A 17,310-nucleotide genomic window follows, 5' to 3' on the forward strand; every position below is an offset into this window, starting at 1 on the left:
TCATCCCTGAACATCCTACCTGTTCGGCAATGTGAACAGGATTCGAGCCATGCCCAGAGTTCGCCTCGACGACCGCGCGATCGTCTCCGTTTCCGGCAAGGATGCGGAAGATCTTCTCCAGGGGTTGATCACCACCGATCTCGATGCCCTCGCCCCTGACGAGGCTAGGCCCGGCGCGCTGCTGACGCCGCAGGGCAAGATCCTGTTCGATTTCATGATTTCCCGTGACGGCGAAGGCTTGCGGCTGGAAACCGCTGCCGACCAGGCCGAGGCCCTCCTGAAGCGGCTGACGATGTACAAGCTGCGCTCTGCCGTGGTCCTGTCGCTCGACACCTCGACCCCCACCATCATCGCCTTCGACGAACCGCAGGCCGACGGTTACCGCGATCACCGCTTCGCGAAGGCCGGTGCTACGGTGTTGCGTTCCTATGGAGGGACCGAAGCGGACACGACGTCGGCTGCCGACCTCGAGCAACTGCGCATTGCCTCCGGCATTGCCGTTTCCGGTCCCGACTACGCACTGCAGGACGCCTTCCCGCATGATGTGCTGATGGACAAGAATGATGCGCTGTCCTTCCGCAAGGGCTGCTATGTCGGCCAGGAAGTCGTCTCGCGCATGCAGCATCGCGGCACGCCGCGCCGCCGCGTGGTGATCGTCGCCGGTGCAGCGGCGCTCCCCCCAACCGGCACGGCGATAACGGCAGACGGCAAGCCGATCGGCACGCTCGGCACGGTGCGTGACACGTCGGCCTTGGCGATCGTGCGTATCGACAAGGCCGGCGAAGCGATGGCCAACGGCGTCGACCTTCTCGCAGGCGACGTGCCCGTGACGTTGACGCTACCGGAGTGGACCGGGCTTGCCTTCCCAACCACCGCCGACGAGGCAAGCGCGTGACCTCGGCGCGTGCCTGGCAACGCATGCTTTCCGGACGGCGGCTCGATCTGCTCGACCCGTCGCCGCTCGATGTCGAGATCAGCGACATCGCCCACGGTCTTGCCCGCGTCGCTCGGTGGAACGGCCAGACGGCCGGCGACCACGCCTTCTCCGTCGCCCAGCACAGCCTCATCGTCGAGGATATCTTTCGCCGGAGCTACAAGTGCAACGCCGACGATTGCCTGATGGCGCTGCTGCACGATGCACCGGAATATGTGATCGGCGACATGATCTCTCCCTTCAAGGCCGTGGTCGGCGGTGGCTACAAGCTGGTCGAGAAACGGTTGGAAAGCGCCATCCATTTGCGCTTCGGTCTGCCTGCCCATTGCTCGAAGGAACTGAAGGACCGGATCAAGAAGGCAGACCATATCGCCGCCTATTTCGAAGCGACAGCGCTTGCCGGCTTCGCGACAGAAGAAGCGCGAAAGTTTTTCGGGCAGCCGCGCGGCATCACCCGCGACAGCCTGCTGATCGACCCCTTGCCGGCAATCGAGGCCCAGCGTCTGTTTACCGAGCGTTTTGCTAAGCTCGAGGCGGAACGCGCCGCTGCGAAGGTGGATGCCTGAGATGCCGCGGATCGTCGTATCGCCCCTTGCCCGCATCGCCGAAATGGCCGTTCGCCACGGCTGCACGGAAATGCTGAGCCTTGTCGCCAAGGGCCAGGATTTCCACCGCCCGGCGGTCATCTCCAAGGCACGGCACCTGACACTGGGGATGAACGATATCAGCTTTGCCGGCACCGGCGGGCTCATCGCCCCGCAGGAAGAGCACGTCCAGCAGATCATCGATTTCGCCAAGGGCTGGGACCGCACGCGGCCGATGCTCGTTCATTGCTGGATGGGCGTTTCCCGGTCGCCGGCCGCTGCCCTGATCGCCGCGCTTGCGGTGGAACCCGAGCAGGACGACCGGCAACTGGTGGAGCGGTTGAGGCTGGCCTCGCCCTATGCGACGCCGAACACACGGCTTGTCGAAATCGGTGACGCCGTCTTATCCCGTGGCGGGCGGCTCGTCGCTGCCGTGCGCTCGATCGGCCGCGGCGCCGATACCGACGGCAATGTTCCGTTCATGCTGCCGCTTGTTGCCGAAGGAGCCCATGTTGGCGACTGAGATGCAGGCGGTCACCGTCGAAATCGGTCTCAACGCGGCCATCGTTGCCGTCGTCAACCGCAGCCCGCGCATTCTGGCGATCAACGAGGCTGATGGCGACGCACGGGACAGCCTGCCCTTCGGCCCCTTCGATCCCGCACGCCACCGCACCTTCGAGACCAGCCTGCGCGACCGCGTGGAAAAGCGCACGGCGCTCAAGCTCGGCTATATCGAGCAGCTCTACACCTTCGGCGACCGTGGACGGCAGCGGCTGCCGAGCGAAGAGGGCAAGCACATGGTCTCGGTCGGCTATCTCGCCTTGACGCGAACCGATACCGAAAACACCGAGCGGCTGGCCGAAGCCGGTGCACATTGGCGCGACTGGTACGGTTACCTGCCGTGGGAGGACTGGCGCCAGGGCCGGCCCGTCATCCTCGACCAGATGATTTTACCGGCGCTGTCGCGGTGGGAGCTTGGCACATCCGATGACGAACGCATGGCGCCAGGCGCCCAGCGACGCGCGCGCATCCGTCTTGCCTTCGGTCTCGGCGATTTCCCGTGGGACGAGGAGCGGGTGCTGGAGCGCTACGAACTGCTCTACGAGGCCGGTCTCGTGCACGAAGCGGTTATCGACGGCCGCAGCCGGGAGCAGGACAGCCCCGCCGCCGGGCAGGCGATGCGCCACGACCACCGCCGCATCGTCGCAACTGCGATCGCCCGGCTGCGCGGCAAGATCAAATATAGGCCGGTCATCTTCGAACTGATGCCGCCCGAATTCACCCTCACCGATCTGCAGGCGACGGTAGAGGCCATTTCCGGCCGACACCTGCACAAACAGAATTTCAGACGGCTTGTCGAAGGTGCGGAGCTGGTCGAGCCGACCGGCATGACGCTGGCGTCGACCGGCGGAAGGCCAGCCGCACTCTTCCGCTTCCGTCGCCAGATCCTTGACGAACGGCCGGCACCCGGCCTCAAGGTGGGCGGCCGCTCATCTTCTGCATAAAACGCTTCAGCGGGAGCGATCAGAGCGCTATGCTGGCGATCGAATGGCTGGCGCGGTTTAAAGTGCGGGTTCACGCCTAACATTTCGACACATACGCGCTACATTGCTTCGATTGGATAGCGTGCCGGCTATGTTCCGGCCAGGGTGAAAGAGAGTCATAGAAAAGCTCTAACCCCTTGTTTTCACGCATTTCCCGACGGAAGAACGCTCCGCACTTTTCCTGGAAATGCTCGAAGGAAGAACACATGCTGCTTGCGCTTGCGCTGCTCACCAGCCTGCTGACCGAACAGCCTCTCGTGCCGAACCCACAGGGGAACAAGGCGATTCCCGACTATTTCAAAAACAGCCCGACTGGCGGCGGCCAGCCCGGGGTGACGATCTGCAACCTCAATGGCGAGGATAGGCGAGGACAGTTCAAGATCTGTCGCTATGACTGCGGCACGGAGATCACCATCGACCAGCGCGTCGTCTGCCCCTTCATCCAGCAACGCTAGCGCCGGTTTCGGCTGCGCGGGCGGTCACTGGACAATGCCTTAAACCGGAATCGATTCATGGATTTGCCCGGGGCGCTTCAAGCTTTGCCGCGGGACTTTAGCGTTTGATCGCAACGTCCAACCCGATGTCGAGCGTCGGCGCAGCCATGGTGATCTTGGAGGTCGAGATATAGTCGACGCCGGTCTCGGCGATGGCGCGGACCGTGTCGATCTTGACGTTGCCGGAGGCTTCGAGGCGCGTGCGCCGTGGATCGGCGGCGTAGGCATCGCTGCCAAGCTGCCAATGGGCGGCATTGACCGCCACGGCTTCGCGCAGGCGCTCCGGCCCCATGTTGTCGAGCAGGATGACGTCGGGTGCAGCGGTCAGCGCCTCGCGCATCTGGTTGAGACCATCGACTTCGATCTCGATCTTGACCAGATGACCGCAATAGGCGCGGGCCGCGTGCACGGCGCCGGCAACGCCGCCGGAGACGGCGATGTGGTTGTCCTTGATCAGCACCGCGTCGTCGAGGCCGTAGCGATGGTTGGAGCCACCGCCGAGGCGCACGGCGTATTTCTCCAGCGCACGCAGTCCCGGGATCGTCTTGCGGGTGCAGCAGATCTTCGCGCGCGTATGGGCGATTTCGTCGGCGAACTTCGCCGTATAGGTGGCAATGCCCGAGAGATGCATGAGGAAGTTCAGGCCGACGCGCTCGGCCGAGAGCAACCCGCGGGCACGACCGGAGATACGGGCAATCGCGGTTCCCGGCGCCACACGGTCGCCGTCGGTGACCAGAGCCTCGAAGACGATGGACGGATCGACGAGCCGGAACGCCGTGCGCGCGAGTTCGAGCCCGGCAATCACCCCGGGATCGCGCGCGTTCATGCCGGCTGTTGCCGTCAATTCCGGCCCGATCGTCGACAGGGTCGTAATGTCGCCGGCGCGGCCGAGATCTTCGAGCAAAGCGGCGCGCACCTGATCCTCGACCATCAGGGCGGGCAGTTCGGGGCGAAGGGCTGCAGTCATCTGGTCGTTGTTCCTGTTTGTATTCTCAACTGCGGCGGCCATGACGACGTCACGGTCAGGCCGTTTCGGTTTCCGTGAGTTCAGCCGCCACGCGGTTCGCCTCGGAAAGCGTCAGGTAGGTGCGGCGACGCCATTCCGGCTGCTCCGACGGGCAATCGGCGCGGTAGTGGCCGCCGCGGCTCTCGGCGCGGCGAAGGGCGCCAACCGCGATCAGCTTGGCGGTGGTGAGGATGTTGGTGAAGCGCATGCGCGCATTGTCGCGCTCGAGCGCCGAGATTTCGCGGATCGCCCGCTGCAGGCTTTCGCGCGTCCTGATGACGCCGACGCATTCGCTCATCAGCCCACGCAGGACCGTGAGCTGCGGGCTGTCTTCGACCGTAACCGGGTCGTCGTTTTCGCCGGCATTGTCGCCCCATTGGGTGAGCTGCGGCGTCGGCAGGGTACCCTTGATGTTTTCCGCGATGCGGGCCGCAAAGACCACCGCTTCAAGCAGCGAATTGGAAGCGAGGCGATTGGCGCCGTGCACGCCGGTCGACGTCACTTCGCCCCCTGCCCAAAGGCCGTCGATCGAGGTGCGGCCCTCGGCATCGGTGAGGACGCCGCCCATATGGTAGTGCACCGCCGGCACGACCGGGATCGGTTGCGTTACCGGATTGATGCCGGCACCGATGCAGGAGGCGTAGACCGTCGGGAACATCTCCGGGAAATGCTTGCCGACCGCCTTGGTGCAATCAAGAAACGCGCCGCGCCCGGCCTGAACCTCGGCGAACACGCCGCGCGAAACGATGTCGCGCGGGGCAAGCTCGCCGTCCGGGTGAATGTCGAGCATGAAGCGGCGCCCGGCCGCATTGATGAGCAGGGCGCCATCGCCGCGCAATGCCTCGGTCGCAAGCGGCGCCGGGTCCTTGCCGATGTTGATGGCGGTCGGGTGGAACTGGACGAATTCCGGATCGGCGATGATCGCCCCTGCCCGTGCCGCCATGCCGAGACCCTGGCCGCAGGCTTCCCAAGGGTTGGTCGTCACCGCATAGAGGTGGCCGATGCCACCGGAGCACAGAACCACGGCCCGCGCCGGGAACGAAACGCGCTTCTTCGACTGGCCGGCATCCGGCCTGGCGATGACGCCGGAGATGAAGCGACCTTCACGCACCAGCTCTTCGACCACATAGCCTTCGATCACGCGGATCGACGGGGTGTTGCGCACGGCCGTAATCAGCGCTTCCATGATCGCCTTGCCGGCCATGTCGCCCTTGACGCGCACGATGCGGCGCTCGGAATGGGCGGCTTCGCGCGACAGGATCAACTTGCCTTCGAGGTCGCGGTCGAAGGGAACGCCATATTCCAGCAGGTCATGGATGCGCGCCGGGCCTTCGGCCACCATCATGCGCGTCATCTTCTCGTCGACGATGCCGGCGCCCGCCGTCAACGTGTCGGCGACATGCTTTTCGAAGGTGTCGCCTGGGCTCATCGCCGCGGCGATACCGCCCTGCGCCCAGGCGGACGAGGCGCCGTGGCCGATCGGCGCGGCGGCGAGAATGGTAACCGGCCGGGGGCTGAGCTTCAGCGCGCAGAAGAGGCCTGCAAGGCCGCCGCCGACGATGACGATATCGTCAATCCCATTGAAGGATTGCGGGCGAAAATGATCTCTCAGCATGGTGCGGCTCTCCTCCAGCGCATGCTTGTATGCCGGGCCTTTCGGCCGGCAGGTGTTATTGCTTGAGGTTGACCATGCGTTCGACTGCAAGGCGGGCCCGATCGGCGATCGCCGGATCGACCAGAACCTCTTCCGTCATGCTGAGCAGGCTGTCGAGGATCTTCGGCAGCGTGATGCGCTTCATATGCGGACAGAGGTTGCAGGGCTTGACGAACTCGACGCCCTCGATCTCGGCCTGGATGTTCGACGCCATCGAGCATTCGGTGACGAGCAGCACCTTCGAGGGGCGATTGTCCTTGACGTAGTTGATCATGCCGGATGTCGAGCCGGCGAAATCGCAGACGGCGATCACATCCGGGTGGCACTCGGGATGGCCGATGATTTCGATGCCCGGATTGGCTTCCTTGTAGGCCAGCAGTTCGGCGGCCGTGAAGCGCTCGTGCACCTCGCAGTGCCCCTTCCAGGTCAGGATCTTCTTGTTGGTCTGGCGCGCGACATTCATGGCCAGATATTCGTCCGGGATGCACAGCACCGTGTCCGATGCGAAGCTCTCAACGACCGCAAGCACGTTCGAAGAAGTGCAGCAGATGTCCGTCTCGGCCTTCACGTCGGCGGAGGTGTTGACATAGGTAACGACGGGAACACCGGGGTAGCGCTGCTTCAGCAACCGCACGTCCGCCCCGGTGATCGATTCCGACAGCGAGCAGCCGGCCTTGCCGTCCGGGATCAGCACCGTCTTTTCCGGGCTCAACAGCTTGGAGGTCTCGGCCATGAAGTGAACGCCGCACTGGATGATGATCTCGGCATCGACCTTGCTGGCGTCACGCGCAAGCTGCAGCGAGTCGCCGACGATGTCGGCGACGCAATGGAAGATATCCGGGGTCTGGTAGTTGTGCGCGAGGATGACGGCGTTGCGTTCTTTCTTCAGCCGGTTGACGGCGTGAACGTAAGGCGCATAGACCGGCCACTCGATCGCCGGGATGAAGTCCTTCACCTTCTCGTAGAGGTGCTCGGTCTCGCTCGCGACCGCCGGCGTAAAGGCAAGTTCGGGTCTTTCGATGATGCCGAAGCGCTGGGCTGCGCTTGCAAGAACCGGGTTCGCCACGGCTTGCGTGCGGGAATCAAGGCGCGTCATCGAGATCTCCTCTCCGCCCCTCTCTCGGGCGACTCATCAATTATGCTCAAATTGAGCATAATTGAACCAAAACAAAAGCGGCAACGCCGCATGGGTTGATTTAGAAAGTTTTGTGACAGATTTCAAGAACGGAACGTCGCATTTCCCGACGTTCCGTTCTTGAATTGACTTCAGGCCATGGCCGGCCGGGGAACGGCTTTCTCTTCGATCGGCCAATGAACGACGGCGGCAAACAGGCCGAGCGCCACGCCCAGCCACCACACCGGATCATAGGAGCCGAAGTGGTCGTAGAGGTAGCCACCCATCCAGACGCCCAGGAACGAGCCCACCTGGTGCGAGAGAAAGACGATGCCGCCGAGCAGGCCAAGATGGCGCGTGCCGAACATGACGACAACGAGCGCGTTGGTCGGCGGCACGGTCGAAAGCCAGAGCAAGCCCATGACGATCGCAAAGATAATGACCGAGGTCGGCGATTGCGGCAGCAGCAGGAATGCGGTGACGGCGACCGACCGGGCAATGTAGATCAGTGCCAGGAAATAGGGCTTGGAATAATGCTGGCCAATGAAGCCGGCCGACAGCGAGCCGATGATGTTGAAGAACCCGATCAGCGCCAGCGCGATCACCGCATAACGGGCGTCGATGCCGATGTCGCCGATATAGGCGGGAAAATGCGCGGTGATGAAGGCCACCTGATAGCCGCAGACGAAAAAGCCCGAGACCAGCAGGAGATAGCTCTTGTGACCAAGCGCTTCCTTCAGCGCCTCGCCGATCGACTGCTTGTACTGCGCTTCGGACTGGATGCCGGAGGACGAGTTTCCACGCAACGGAATGGCAAAGAGCGGCACGAGCAACATCAGCACGCCGAGATAGACAAGGCTGTCGGACCAGCCATAGGCGGAGATCAGCCCCTGGCTCAGCGGCGCAAACAGGAACATGCCGGCCGAACCCGCCGCCGTACAGATGCCGAAGGCCATGGAGCGCTGATGCGGCGTGACGTTGCGGGCGAATGCGGACAGCAGAATGCCGAACGAGCCGGAGCCGACGGCCATGCCGATCAGGACACCTCCGCCGACGTGCAACCAGATCGGCGCATTGGCATGCGCCATGATGAACAGGCCCGAGGCGTAGAGAAGCCCCGACATGGTCAGTACGCGCCAGGTGCCGAATTTGTCTGCGATCGCGCCGAAGAAGGGCTGGCTCAGCCCCCAGCAGAGGTTCTGCAACGCCATTGCCAGACCGAAGGTCGTGCGGTCCCAGCCGGTCTCAGCCAGCATCGGCAACTGGAAGAAGCCCATCGCCGAGCGCGGACCGAAGGTGAGCATCGCAACGATCGAGCCTGCCGCAATGATCAACCAGGGCATTTCCCGGCGGGCGCTCGACGGTGCGGCTGCACCGGATACAACGGACATGGATCTTCTCCAATTGAGGTGCGGCGATCCTACGCGGCAGCTAAAACAGATAAAAGCCAATTAAATTGACGACGCGATCACCGGAATTGATAGGGCGGGAAGCCCCTCATCTGGCCCTGAGAAACCGTTGGCGAAACTGGCGTGGGGTCATACTTTTCTGGGCCTTGAACTGGCGGTTGAAATTGGCGATCGAGCGAAGAGCGCGTGCGGCTCTGGCGGGAGCTCGACCATCCGAAACGCGACGCTTTTCCCGGCGACCCGCGCGAATGGGAGAAGCACAACGCCACACCCGCCAACCTGTCAGACCTCGGGGCGAAGCTGCTCGGCGTCACGCCCTGGTTCTGAGACAGAGACTATAAGCGGCTTCCGCCTTCTCAGGCGGAGGCGCGCACCTTCATCGGCCAACGCTCCTGGCGCCGGCCAATAATCCGGGCCTCGTCGCCGAGCTTCAATGTGCCCTCGCCGCGCGGCACGACATTCCAACCGAACAGTACGCCCGCCACGCGACGGTCGGCCGACATGCGCTTTTCAGCTAGGCCCTGGATCGGATTGCCGCCGATGCGCTCGCCGGTAATCTGGTCCTGGGTGGTCATGATGCAGCGGGCGCAGGGCTTGACGAAATCGAAGCGGATGCCGCCGATCTCCAGGCTCTCCCAGAAATCCTCGTCCCAAGCCTCGTCGCAATCGAGCAGGATGTTAGTGCGGAAACGGTCCATTCCGACGGGCTCCTGCCCTTTCTCCACCAGCGTACGATTTAGATCGGCAAGGGAGCCTGTGGTGGTGATCAGCAGCGGAAAGCCATCGGCAAAACCGACGGGCGCTGCCGTTCCGGCCCATTCGGCACCGACGAAGCGCTCCGCCGACGCGTCCATATGGGCAAGCTTGACGGGCCGGCCGAACCAGCCCGACAGCGTCTCGTTTGCCACATCGTCGGCCACCGCCGCATCGACGTCGCTTGCCCAGACCCGAACGTCGAGCCGCTGGTCGGGATCGAAGCGCACCGAAAGCGCCTTGTCACCCATCGTCAGACGCACACCGCCATCGATGTCGCTTGCCTCGACCTGCGCCAGCACCTGCAGTTCGCGCTGGGTGATGAAGCGCCCATCCGGCTCAACGAGCATGAAACGACGGTCGCCCTCGAAGCCATCAAGGTTGACGGTGATCGTTTCAAGCGGGATCGCTCGGCCGCTCTTCAGCGGATGAATGTTCAGTCCGGTCACCTTCATCGAAACGCTCCCCGTTCAGAAATTGATTCAGGCCGTTGGCGATCTGATTCACCGGACGGCGGCAATGGATTGAAATGCTTATACCAACCTGCGCTGGTATTAGATTTCATCCAGCATCATGGCAAGCACATCGCGCAGCCGTTGCTGGCGTTCGAGCGCCAGCCTGCGACCGGCAGCCGTCTGAAATCCATCGGCCAGCTTGAACAGCTTGGTCTCGAAATGATCGATGGCAAAGGCCTTGTCGTCGAGTTCCCGATCCTCGGCCAGCGGGTCGAGCGGATCGTAGAGGCCGCTGCCCATGCGCCCGGCGATATAGAAGCAGCGGGCAGCCCCGACCATACCGATTGCATCCAGCCGGTCGGCATCCTGCAGAATCCTCGCCTCGATCGTCTCAGGCGCGATGTTGGCGGAAAAGCTGTGAGTGAGGATCGCATGGGCCACGGACGATATGTCTCCCGCCGACCAACCGAGATCCCGCAGGATGCCGGCCGCTTTCTCGGCCGCAAGCCTGGAGGCCTGTGTGCGATGCGGCGAGTTCTTTTCGACAGAAACACAATCATGCAGCAGCACGGCCGCGGCAAGCACGTCTTCGTCGCCGCCCTCTTCGGCATGGATCCGGGCGGCGTTCTTCCAGACGCGTATCAGGTGGGATGCATCGTGTGAACCGTCGTCCGCCGCAAAAGCGTGCGGCAGGAGAACGCCGGCGAGTTCGCCGTGCGGCGCGAATGCCGCCGCCAGTGCAGAATTACGAGTCATGATCGGTTCCTAATGCGGCTGGGTCGGCGCGGCAGGCGGCTGCCGCGTCACGCCGACGCCCGAAAGGATCTTCTGGTAGAACAGCCCGATGCCGATCAAGACGCCGCCGAGCCCGATGAAGGAGAGCGCACGCAGGAAGCCTTCGAGATTGGACATGTCGATCAGGAAGACCTTCAGGACGGCGATGAAGACGAGCACGGCCGAGGCGATGCGAATGCTCTTGGCATTGAAGCGCGAGCCAAGCACCAGCAACAGGACGCCGAGCACCAGCCAGACGACCGAATAGGTGTAGGTCTCGCCCTGCAGGAAGCCTTTCCAGTCCACGACGTTCTCCCCCTGCCAGAGGCGGCGGACCGAAAGCGTTGCCCATGCGAAAGCGAGGATCGCGCCGCTGACGGCGAGCGCCATGACATAGGGCAGCGGGCGCTTGCCGCGCGCATACCAGGCCAGGCCGGCATAGCCGATGCCTGGCAGCAGATAGCCGATCAGAAGCAGGTCGAAGAACGGGATGGCCCCCAAGAGCTCGCCACTGAAGTAGGGATTGAGCCCGAAGAGATGCGCTGAGAGAACCGAGAGCATCGACAACACGCCGAGCCCCATGCCGCCATAGCGGAAGACAGGGCTTGGCGACTTCATGTCGAGCGTCATGAACACACCCGAAGCGCCGATCGCCAGCAACGTATAGATCGACTGCTCGCCAAGCGTCGGCACGGCACCGTCGAGCACGCCGCCGTTCATGGCATGGCGAACGAGGATCGCCAGCGTCAACAGCACGAAGAGGCTCGCCAGGGCCTGCAGCAGGTTGCGCACGCGCACATCCGGCCAGGATCGGACGAGATAGGCGGCAGCGACAAGCAGCAGGGCGGGAATGCCATAGCCCGGCAACAGCGCGTTAAATACCGGCGTGGTGCCGAGGCTTTCCGCACCGACGATCGTCGGCTCCCAGCCGACGCGGCCGAGAACGACGATCGCCGCAGCACCCGTCATCCAGGGCAGGATCGGCCAAGCCCGAACGCGGGTCGCTGCGGCATAGGCGGTTCCAAGCAGCGCGATCGCCAGAGTGGTGACGAGACCATCGGTCCAGGCGTGCAAGGCAATGACGAAGAGCGCGAAGGAACCGCCGACGAGAAGGCTCGCGGCGATATCCAGACCTTGCGTTTCGCCATCACGGCGATAGAGCCAATCGGCAAGTGCCAGCAGACCACCACCGACGACGAGCGCGAAAAGGCCGTGCGGCAGATCGAAGGCGTAGTTGCCGGTCATCAGGAACGACATCGTGGTGAGAGCAACCGGGACGACGGCGGCAATGCCGGCCCAGAGGATGGCGAACTGCGGGTGTTCTCGCAGGCGGCGGGCGAGCACGAACGCACCGAACAGCACGAACAGCGTTGCCAGCAGCAACGCCGTCAGTGTCGCGGTCCGGCTCGGCAGACCGATCTCGGGCGCAACGCCGGAGAGCGAGGAATCGAGATAGGCAAGCACACCGCTCAGCGCCGTCAGGCTGGCGATGCCGGCGATCGCGCCGAGGGCAGACAGCAGGGCCGGATAGACGGCATTGGTCCGCCATGCGCCGAGCGCGGCCAGGGCCGCGACCACGACGAAAAACTCCTTGACGGGGTAGTTCACCGCGCTGACGGCCGGGCTGATGAAGATCAGCGCAAGCACGGTCGCGGCGATGGCGGCGGAAACGCTGATCGCGGCATAGGCCGGCGTGAAGAGTTTCTCCCAGGGGCCTGCGACGGCAAGCGGGCGTGTCATCTCAGGCAACGGTTCTTCGGGCATATCCGTGTCCGCCGCACCCGGCCAGACCAACCCGACGCCCAGGATCATCACCAGCAGCGCAAAGGCGACCGGCAGCGCGTCGAAGGGCGATACGGCGGTGACATAGGCAAGCCCCCAAAGACCGATGCCGACATTGGCGAGCGTCGGCACCACCATCCAACGCCGCAACCGCGACGCCAGCAGCGTCGCCAGCCAGACGACCGACAGGAAGCCGAAGAGAACCCAGGGGCGCGGCTCATCGCTCGATACCAGCAACGGCGTGATCAGCGAGGCGAGCAGGCCGAGACCAGCCAGCGCCTGCCCATGCAGGAGCGACAGGCCGACGGTTGCAAGCGAAATCATCGCCAACAGCACGAAGGCCGTCGCCGTGCCGATGAAGCCATAGATGTCATAGGCCGCGTAGGCGACGCCGAAGAGCGTGACGGCGCCGGCGGCAGTCAGAATGCCGGGGATCATCGCATTCTGGAATTCGTTGGCGATAACAGGCACCGCGCGGCGGCGAATGACCTCGCCGGCAACGGCCAAGAGCAGGCCGAAGAACGCCGCCAGCGTCAGCCGGACGGCGGGGCTCAGAAGGCCGGCGTCGATCGAGTACTTGACCATGAATACGCCACCGAGCGCCAGCGCGACGCCACCGACCCAGACTGCCCAGCGAGCGCCGAGACGGCTTTCCAGACTTTCAGCCTGCCGCGGCTGTCTCGTGTCGGCGGTGGTCGCCTCGACGCTCGCCGCCACATCAGATGCGGTTTCGGCCCCAGCCGGTTCGGCATCGCCGAAGATCCTCGCCCCTTCGCGAGCACTCGCCGACAGCCCTTCGACGCCTTCGTCATCGTCGATCGCCGCATCGGCGGACCGTTCAGCAATGCCGGCAGCCCGCTCCGACGCGACATCGCCTTCCGGCGGTGCGAGGCCGACCGTCGCGGTCAACCGCGCGATCTCCTTCTTGAGCGCGGCGACTTCGCTGTCCAACCGCTCTGCTGTCTTCCTGCCGCCGAAAAAGGCGGAGAGCGCCAGAGCAAAAGCGACTAAGGCAATAACTTCAATCATGTTTTCCCCTGGCGGCAATATTCGCAGGCCGACCGCGACCATACAGATTTTTGCGCGACCACCCAATGCATAGACGGTTGAGAACCGCGATCTCTTCGCGGAAATGTATAACTTTCATTCGCGCAATGCGCAGGCATCGCGACAGGCGAGCATGGGCGGCCGACGATCGTTGTCGTGTCGAAGGAAGGGCGGTGCGACCGGTCGTTATCGGCGCAGATTGTCGATCGGGAAAATCGCACAGGTCTCCGTTCCATGCGCCAGAAGCTTGCCGCCAGCATCGCGCAACCAGGCCTCCGATGTGGCGATGGTTCGGCCACGGTGAACGATCTTGCCCTCGCAGAAGACTTCGCCCATGCCGGGCAGCAAGGGCCGCACCAGGTGCACCTTGAATTCGACGGTGGTATAGGCTTCGCCCGGCTTCAGCATAGTGAAGACCGCGCACCCGAGCGCCGAATCCATCACCGTCGCCGTCCAGCCGCCATGCACGGTTCCGAGCGGATTGAGATGCTCATCGGTCGGCAGCCCCTTGAAGACCACCCGGCCCTCCTCGACCTCGGTCAGGCCGAACTTGAGCGTCGCCGACATCGGCGGCGCCGGCAGGTCGCCCTTCAACAGATCCTGCATGACCTTGAGCCCGCCATCGCGCGCGACCCGATCCAGCGGAAGCACACCGATGCTGGATACGGGCATGCCTGGGAAAAGCTCTTGAAACATAGAAAACTCCTTTGGGGTGTCACAGCTCCCTTTACGCGCCCCATTGGACGCGCTGCGCTGCAGATCATGCAGCGGAAGAGGAAGGCCTCAATGCCTTCAGTGCCGCGTTGACGAAACCATCACGCGCGGACGAAACCTTGAGGCCGCGCGGTTCATAGACATGGCGGTTGAGAAAGAAGGCCGTCAGACGGAAGGCTGCGGCAAGGCTGTCATAGTCGGCCGCACTTCGTGCCTCGACGGCGAGAAATTCCGGCAGCACGAGCATGCGGTCGGCATAGGCCATTCCCGCCGCGCGGCAGACAGCGCGGCCAGACTTCGGCGAGACATAGGCCAGATCGTCGCGCGCGCCGGTCGCCGCGCATTCGGTGAGATCGAGCCCAAAGCCGAGATCGTTCAACACCGCCAGCTCGAAGCGCACGAACAGCTCACCAGCGTCGGCCGGATCTTCCAGGTGATCGACGATGACGGCCAGCGCCTCATAGAGATGGGGATACGGATCGCGCTCCGGCAGCAGGCGCAGCAACGCGCCAAGCGCCTGGATGCCATAGACTGATGTAGCCGTCTCCATCAGCCGCGCCGCCCGGAGCTCGAGCGGTTCGATGCGAAACTCGCCCATATGCTCATCAAGCCGTGCCCGCCAGGTCAGTTCGACGGTATTTCCCGGCTGAAGGACAGGCTGCATGGCCCGCGAACGGCCGGACCGCACCATGCCGAGATGCCGACCCCGGGACGCAGTCATGACTTCGGCGATGGCCGAGCTTTCGCCGTGCCGCCTGATCCCGAGAATGATGCCCTGATCGCTCCATTGCATGAAAAAGGCATACACCCGCGACGGAAAGCGGATCAAGCGATGATGCCCACACGGCATCGGGATGAAGCGCTTTCGTGCCGTCATGCGAACTGTCGCCTTTCGGCTACACTCGCCGATTGCCTCAATTTCGCCATGCTCGCGCCTCCCCGGGGCCATGTTCGGCGTTAGAACGGCGATACACGGCGGCAACGTCCGCTCCTTCCCGAAATGCAATCAGCAGGAACATTGACCCGATTATGTGTGTGTCCCGGAACAGCGCCGGTCGCTTGGCGCAGCTCTTCGCCCTTCTTCTTGCCACGTCCACGCTCGCAGGCTGCGTGACCAGCGGCGGACCGGCGAAGCCGAAGGGACCCGATCCCTACTATGTCGCGATCTACGGGCCGAAGCCGGAAGAAAAGTTTCCGCTCGACGCCATCGATATCAGCAAGGTCGACCAGCGCTATCTGCGCCAGCAGGTCGCTTACGCGACCCACGAGCCGCCGGGCACGATCGTGATCGACACGCAGAATCGTTTCCTCTACCTAGTCCAGGACAGCGGCATGGCGATGCGCTACGGCATCGGCGTCGGCAAGGCCGGCCTGGAGTTCGAAGGCGAAGCCCGGATCGGCCGCAAGGCCGAATGGCCGCGCTGGACACCGACCTCCAGCATGGTCGCGCGCGAACCGGAGCGCTACGGCCCGCTCGCCGGCGGCATGGAGCCGGGCGTGCGCAATCCGCTTGGGCCCCGGGCGCTCTATCTCTTCCAGGGCGATCGCGACACCTTGTTCCGCATCCACGGCACCACCGAGGCCTGGTCGATCGGCAAGGCGGTTTCGAGCGGCTGCATCCGGCTCTTCAACCCAGATATCATCGACCTTTACAGCCGCGTGCCGACGGATTCGCGCGTCGTCGTGCTGCAGGCGGAAGCGCCGATGAGCGCGACGCTCGCCCCGATGTCGACGCCGGCAAACGCCGGCGAGCCGCTGGCCTACTGACCCGGCGCCGGGCGCCTACCAGGCGTCCGGCGTACGCACCATGTGCACGATGTTGGCCGGATTCATGATCCAGCCGCCGCGAAAACCTTCACCGAGATCTTCGACCGCGTCGCAGCGCACGACGCCTTTTTCGGCAAGCCCGCCGAGTGCCGCCTCATGGTCGTCGGTGAAGAGTTCGAGCCACACCTCCGCCTGGCTGTAATTCGGCGCCTCGTCGATCCACAGCCTGTTGGGGCCGAGGATGAAACCCTTGGCCGGCGCCTTCTTGTCGAAAGGCTCGAGCCCGACGGTGTCGCGGTAGAAGGCGACGACCGCCTCATACTGATGTGACGGAACCTTCATCGCGATATTGATACCGCCCGTGATGGTCATGGCATGAACTCCCTTAGAGTTGCGGTTCCGTCGCCGGCTGGCCGGACAATTCGCTGACATAATAGCCCTGGCGCAGATTGATTCCGTATTCGAGCCAGGCCTTCATGCAGGCCAGCATCTGCGACCAACCCTCGCAATTCATGTACGAGCTCTTCTGTCCCCGCGCGTTCTCGCGCCAGCCGGTCTCGGCGATCGTCACCATGGTTGCGCCATCGTCGAGAGACTTGAAGCGCATCTCGACCTTGGTGCGATAGGGCTCCTCCCCTTTCTCCACCATCGCATCCCAGCGAAGGACGATAAGCTCGGGGGGCTCCACCGCCTCGACCTCAATCGGCACATTGCCCCACCAGGTGACGGTTGTGCCAGCAACGAGCGGCCCGCTGACCCCACCAAGGGTGACGAAGTATTTGCTGATCTGGTCCGGATTGACGACCGCATCGAAAACCTCGGCGACAGGCCGGTCGATGCGTCCATTCACACGAAATTCGAAAGACATGATCTCTCCTCCCATTGTGCTGCCACAGCATATGTTATAAAAATATAACATGTCAACCGATTCGAAAGACGACTTGATTTTCAAGGCGCTTGCCAACAACCTGCGCCGGCAGATCCTCGACGCCCTCAGGGATGAGCCGAAGACGACCGGCATGCTATGTGAACAGTTTTCCAGCCTAGATCGCTGCACCGTCATGCAGCACCTGAAGGTTCTCGAAGAGGCCGACCTGGTGCTCGTCCAGCGCGAAGGCCGCGAGCGCTGGAACCACCTCAACGCCATGCCGATCCAGGCTATCCACAATCGCTGGATCAGCCAGTATGCCGGTCACGCGATGTCGGTGCTTTCCGCCTTGCAGCAGGGGCTCGGCGGTCCCTCGGAGTGACGGTTTCGGCTTTCCATTGCCCTGCTTTC

The 17,310-nt window shown here is 63.6% G+C and carries 18 protein-coding genes and 1 pseudogene; 8 read left to right on the plus strand and 11 right to left on the minus strand.

Going from position 1 to position 17,310, the window contains the following annotated elements; translation table 11 throughout:
* Positions 1–49: 49 nt before the first annotated feature.
* The 5 genes from BC360_RS11165 (at position 50) to BC360_RS11185 (ending at position 3,517) form a co-directional block, all read left to right on the plus strand.
* On the plus strand, positions 50–895 hold the full coding sequence (locus BC360_RS11165) for a YgfZ/GcvT domain-containing protein (RefSeq protein WP_065795213.1): 846 nt from the start codon (positions 50–52) through the stop codon (positions 893–895).
* Positions 892–1,500 carry a YfbR-like 5'-deoxynucleotidase gene (locus tag BC360_RS11170; protein ID WP_065795214.1) on the plus strand — a complete coding sequence of 203 codons (609 nt, stop codon included), beginning with the start codon at positions 892–894 and terminating at the stop codon, positions 1,498–1,500. Before BC360_RS11165 ends, BC360_RS11170 begins: the two co-directional genes overlap by 4 nt.
* A 1-nt stretch (position 1,501) precedes the next feature.
* The gene (locus BC360_RS11175; protein WP_065787282.1) at positions 1,502–2,041 is read left to right on the plus strand and encodes a tyrosine phosphatase family protein; all 540 of its coding nucleotides are present in this window, start codon (positions 1,502–1,504) and stop codon (positions 2,039–2,041) included.
* Positions 2,028–3,023 carry an NUDIX hydrolase gene (locus BC360_RS11180; protein WP_065795215.1) on the plus strand — a complete coding sequence of 332 codons (996 nt, stop codon included), beginning with the start codon at positions 2,028–2,030 and terminating at the stop codon, positions 3,021–3,023. The genes BC360_RS11175 and BC360_RS11180 overlap by 14 nt, the downstream gene beginning before the upstream one ends.
* 245 nt (positions 3,024–3,268) lie before the next feature.
* Positions 3,269–3,517, plus strand: coding sequence for a hypothetical protein (locus BC360_RS11185; protein WP_065787284.1), 249 nt, complete (start codon positions 3,269–3,271; stop codon positions 3,515–3,517).
* Between the two features lie 97 nt (positions 3,518–3,614).
* Here BC360_RS11185 and nadC read toward each other — a convergent pair whose 3' ends face one another.
* The 4 genes from nadC to BC360_RS11205 form a co-directional block, all read right to left on the minus strand.
* Entirely contained in the window at positions 3,615–4,523 is a 909-nt protein-coding gene (gene nadC, locus BC360_RS11190) for a carboxylating nicotinate-nucleotide diphosphorylase (protein ID WP_065795565.1), read from the minus strand.
* A 55-nt stretch (positions 4,524–4,578) separates the two neighbouring features.
* A complete protein-coding gene (locus tag BC360_RS11195) occupies positions 4,579–6,177 on the minus strand; it encodes an L-aspartate oxidase (protein WP_065795216.1) in 1,599 nt (532 codons plus the stop codon).
* A 55-nt stretch (positions 6,178–6,232) separates the two neighbouring features.
* The gene (gene nadA, locus BC360_RS11200) at positions 6,233–7,312 is read right to left on the minus strand and encodes a quinolinate synthase NadA (protein WP_065795217.1); all 1,080 of its coding nucleotides are present in this window, start codon (positions 7,310–7,312) and stop codon (positions 6,233–6,235) included.
* Between the two features lie 170 nt (positions 7,313–7,482).
* Positions 7,483–8,721, minus strand: coding sequence for an MFS transporter (locus BC360_RS11205; protein WP_065795218.1), 1,239 nt, complete (start codon positions 8,719–8,721; stop codon positions 7,483–7,485).
* 195 nt (positions 8,722–8,916) lie between these two features.
* Here BC360_RS11205 and BC360_RS31460 point away from each other — a divergent pair.
* Positions 8,917–9,066 (plus strand): annotated as a pseudogene (locus BC360_RS31460) (phytanoyl-CoA dioxygenase); the annotation flags it as partial.
* Positions 9,067–9,095: 29 nt separating this feature from the next.
* Here the strand turns inward: BC360_RS31460 and BC360_RS11210 are convergent.
* From BC360_RS11210 to recO, 5 genes are all read right to left on the minus strand, one after another.
* Entirely contained in the window at positions 9,096–9,947 is an 852-nt protein-coding gene (locus BC360_RS11210) for an MOSC domain-containing protein (RefSeq protein WP_065795219.1), read from the minus strand.
* A gap of 99 nt (positions 9,948–10,046) precedes the next feature.
* A complete protein-coding gene (locus BC360_RS11215; RefSeq protein ID WP_065795220.1) occupies positions 10,047–10,703 on the minus strand; it encodes an HD domain-containing protein in 657 nt (218 codons plus the stop codon).
* A 9-nt stretch (positions 10,704–10,712) separates the two neighbouring features.
* Entirely contained in the window at positions 10,713–13,532 is a 2,820-nt protein-coding gene (locus tag BC360_RS11220; RefSeq protein ID WP_065795221.1) for a DUF2339 domain-containing protein, read from the minus strand.
* Between the two features lie 204 nt (positions 13,533–13,736).
* Complete coding sequence (locus BC360_RS11225; RefSeq protein WP_065795222.1) at positions 13,737–14,246, minus strand: PaaI family thioesterase; 510 nt, start codon at positions 14,244–14,246, stop codon at positions 13,737–13,739.
* Between the two features lie 64 nt (positions 14,247–14,310).
* On the minus strand, positions 14,311–15,057 hold the full coding sequence (gene recO, locus BC360_RS11230) for a DNA repair protein RecO (RefSeq protein WP_065795566.1): 747 nt from the start codon (positions 15,055–15,057) through the stop codon (positions 14,311–14,313).
* 236 nt (positions 15,058–15,293) lie between these two features.
* Here recO and BC360_RS11235 point away from each other — a divergent pair, with 236 nt between their 5' ends.
* Entirely contained in the window at positions 15,294–16,031 is a 738-nt protein-coding gene (locus BC360_RS11235) for a L,D-transpeptidase (RefSeq protein ID WP_065795223.1), read from the plus strand.
* 15 nt (positions 16,032–16,046) lie between these two features.
* On the opposite strand, the gene BC360_RS11240 is transcribed toward BC360_RS11235, so the two are convergent.
* Together BC360_RS11240 and BC360_RS11245 are read right to left on the minus strand one after the other, a co-directional pair.
* Positions 16,047–16,403: a glyoxalase/bleomycin resistance/dioxygenase family protein gene (locus BC360_RS11240; RefSeq protein WP_065787293.1), complete on the minus strand. Its 357-nt coding sequence runs from the start codon at positions 16,401–16,403 to the stop codon at positions 16,047–16,049.
* 13 nt (positions 16,404–16,416) lie between these two features.
* Complete coding sequence (locus tag BC360_RS11245) at positions 16,417–16,899, minus strand: SRPBCC domain-containing protein (RefSeq protein ID WP_065787294.1); 483 nt, start codon at positions 16,897–16,899, stop codon at positions 16,417–16,419.
* A 49-nt stretch (positions 16,900–16,948) separates the two neighbouring features.
* On the opposite strand from BC360_RS11245, the gene BC360_RS11250 reads away from it, so the two are divergent.
* Positions 16,949–17,281, plus strand: a complete 333-nt coding sequence (locus BC360_RS11250; protein WP_065795224.1) for an ArsR/SmtB family transcription factor — start codon at positions 16,949–16,951, stop codon at positions 17,279–17,281.
* Positions 17,282–17,310 lie beyond the last annotated feature (29 nt).

This window comes from Ensifer sp. LC163 (assembly GCF_001695855.1).
Classification (GTDB): Bacteria; Pseudomonadota; Alphaproteobacteria; order Rhizobiales; family Rhizobiaceae; genus Ensifer.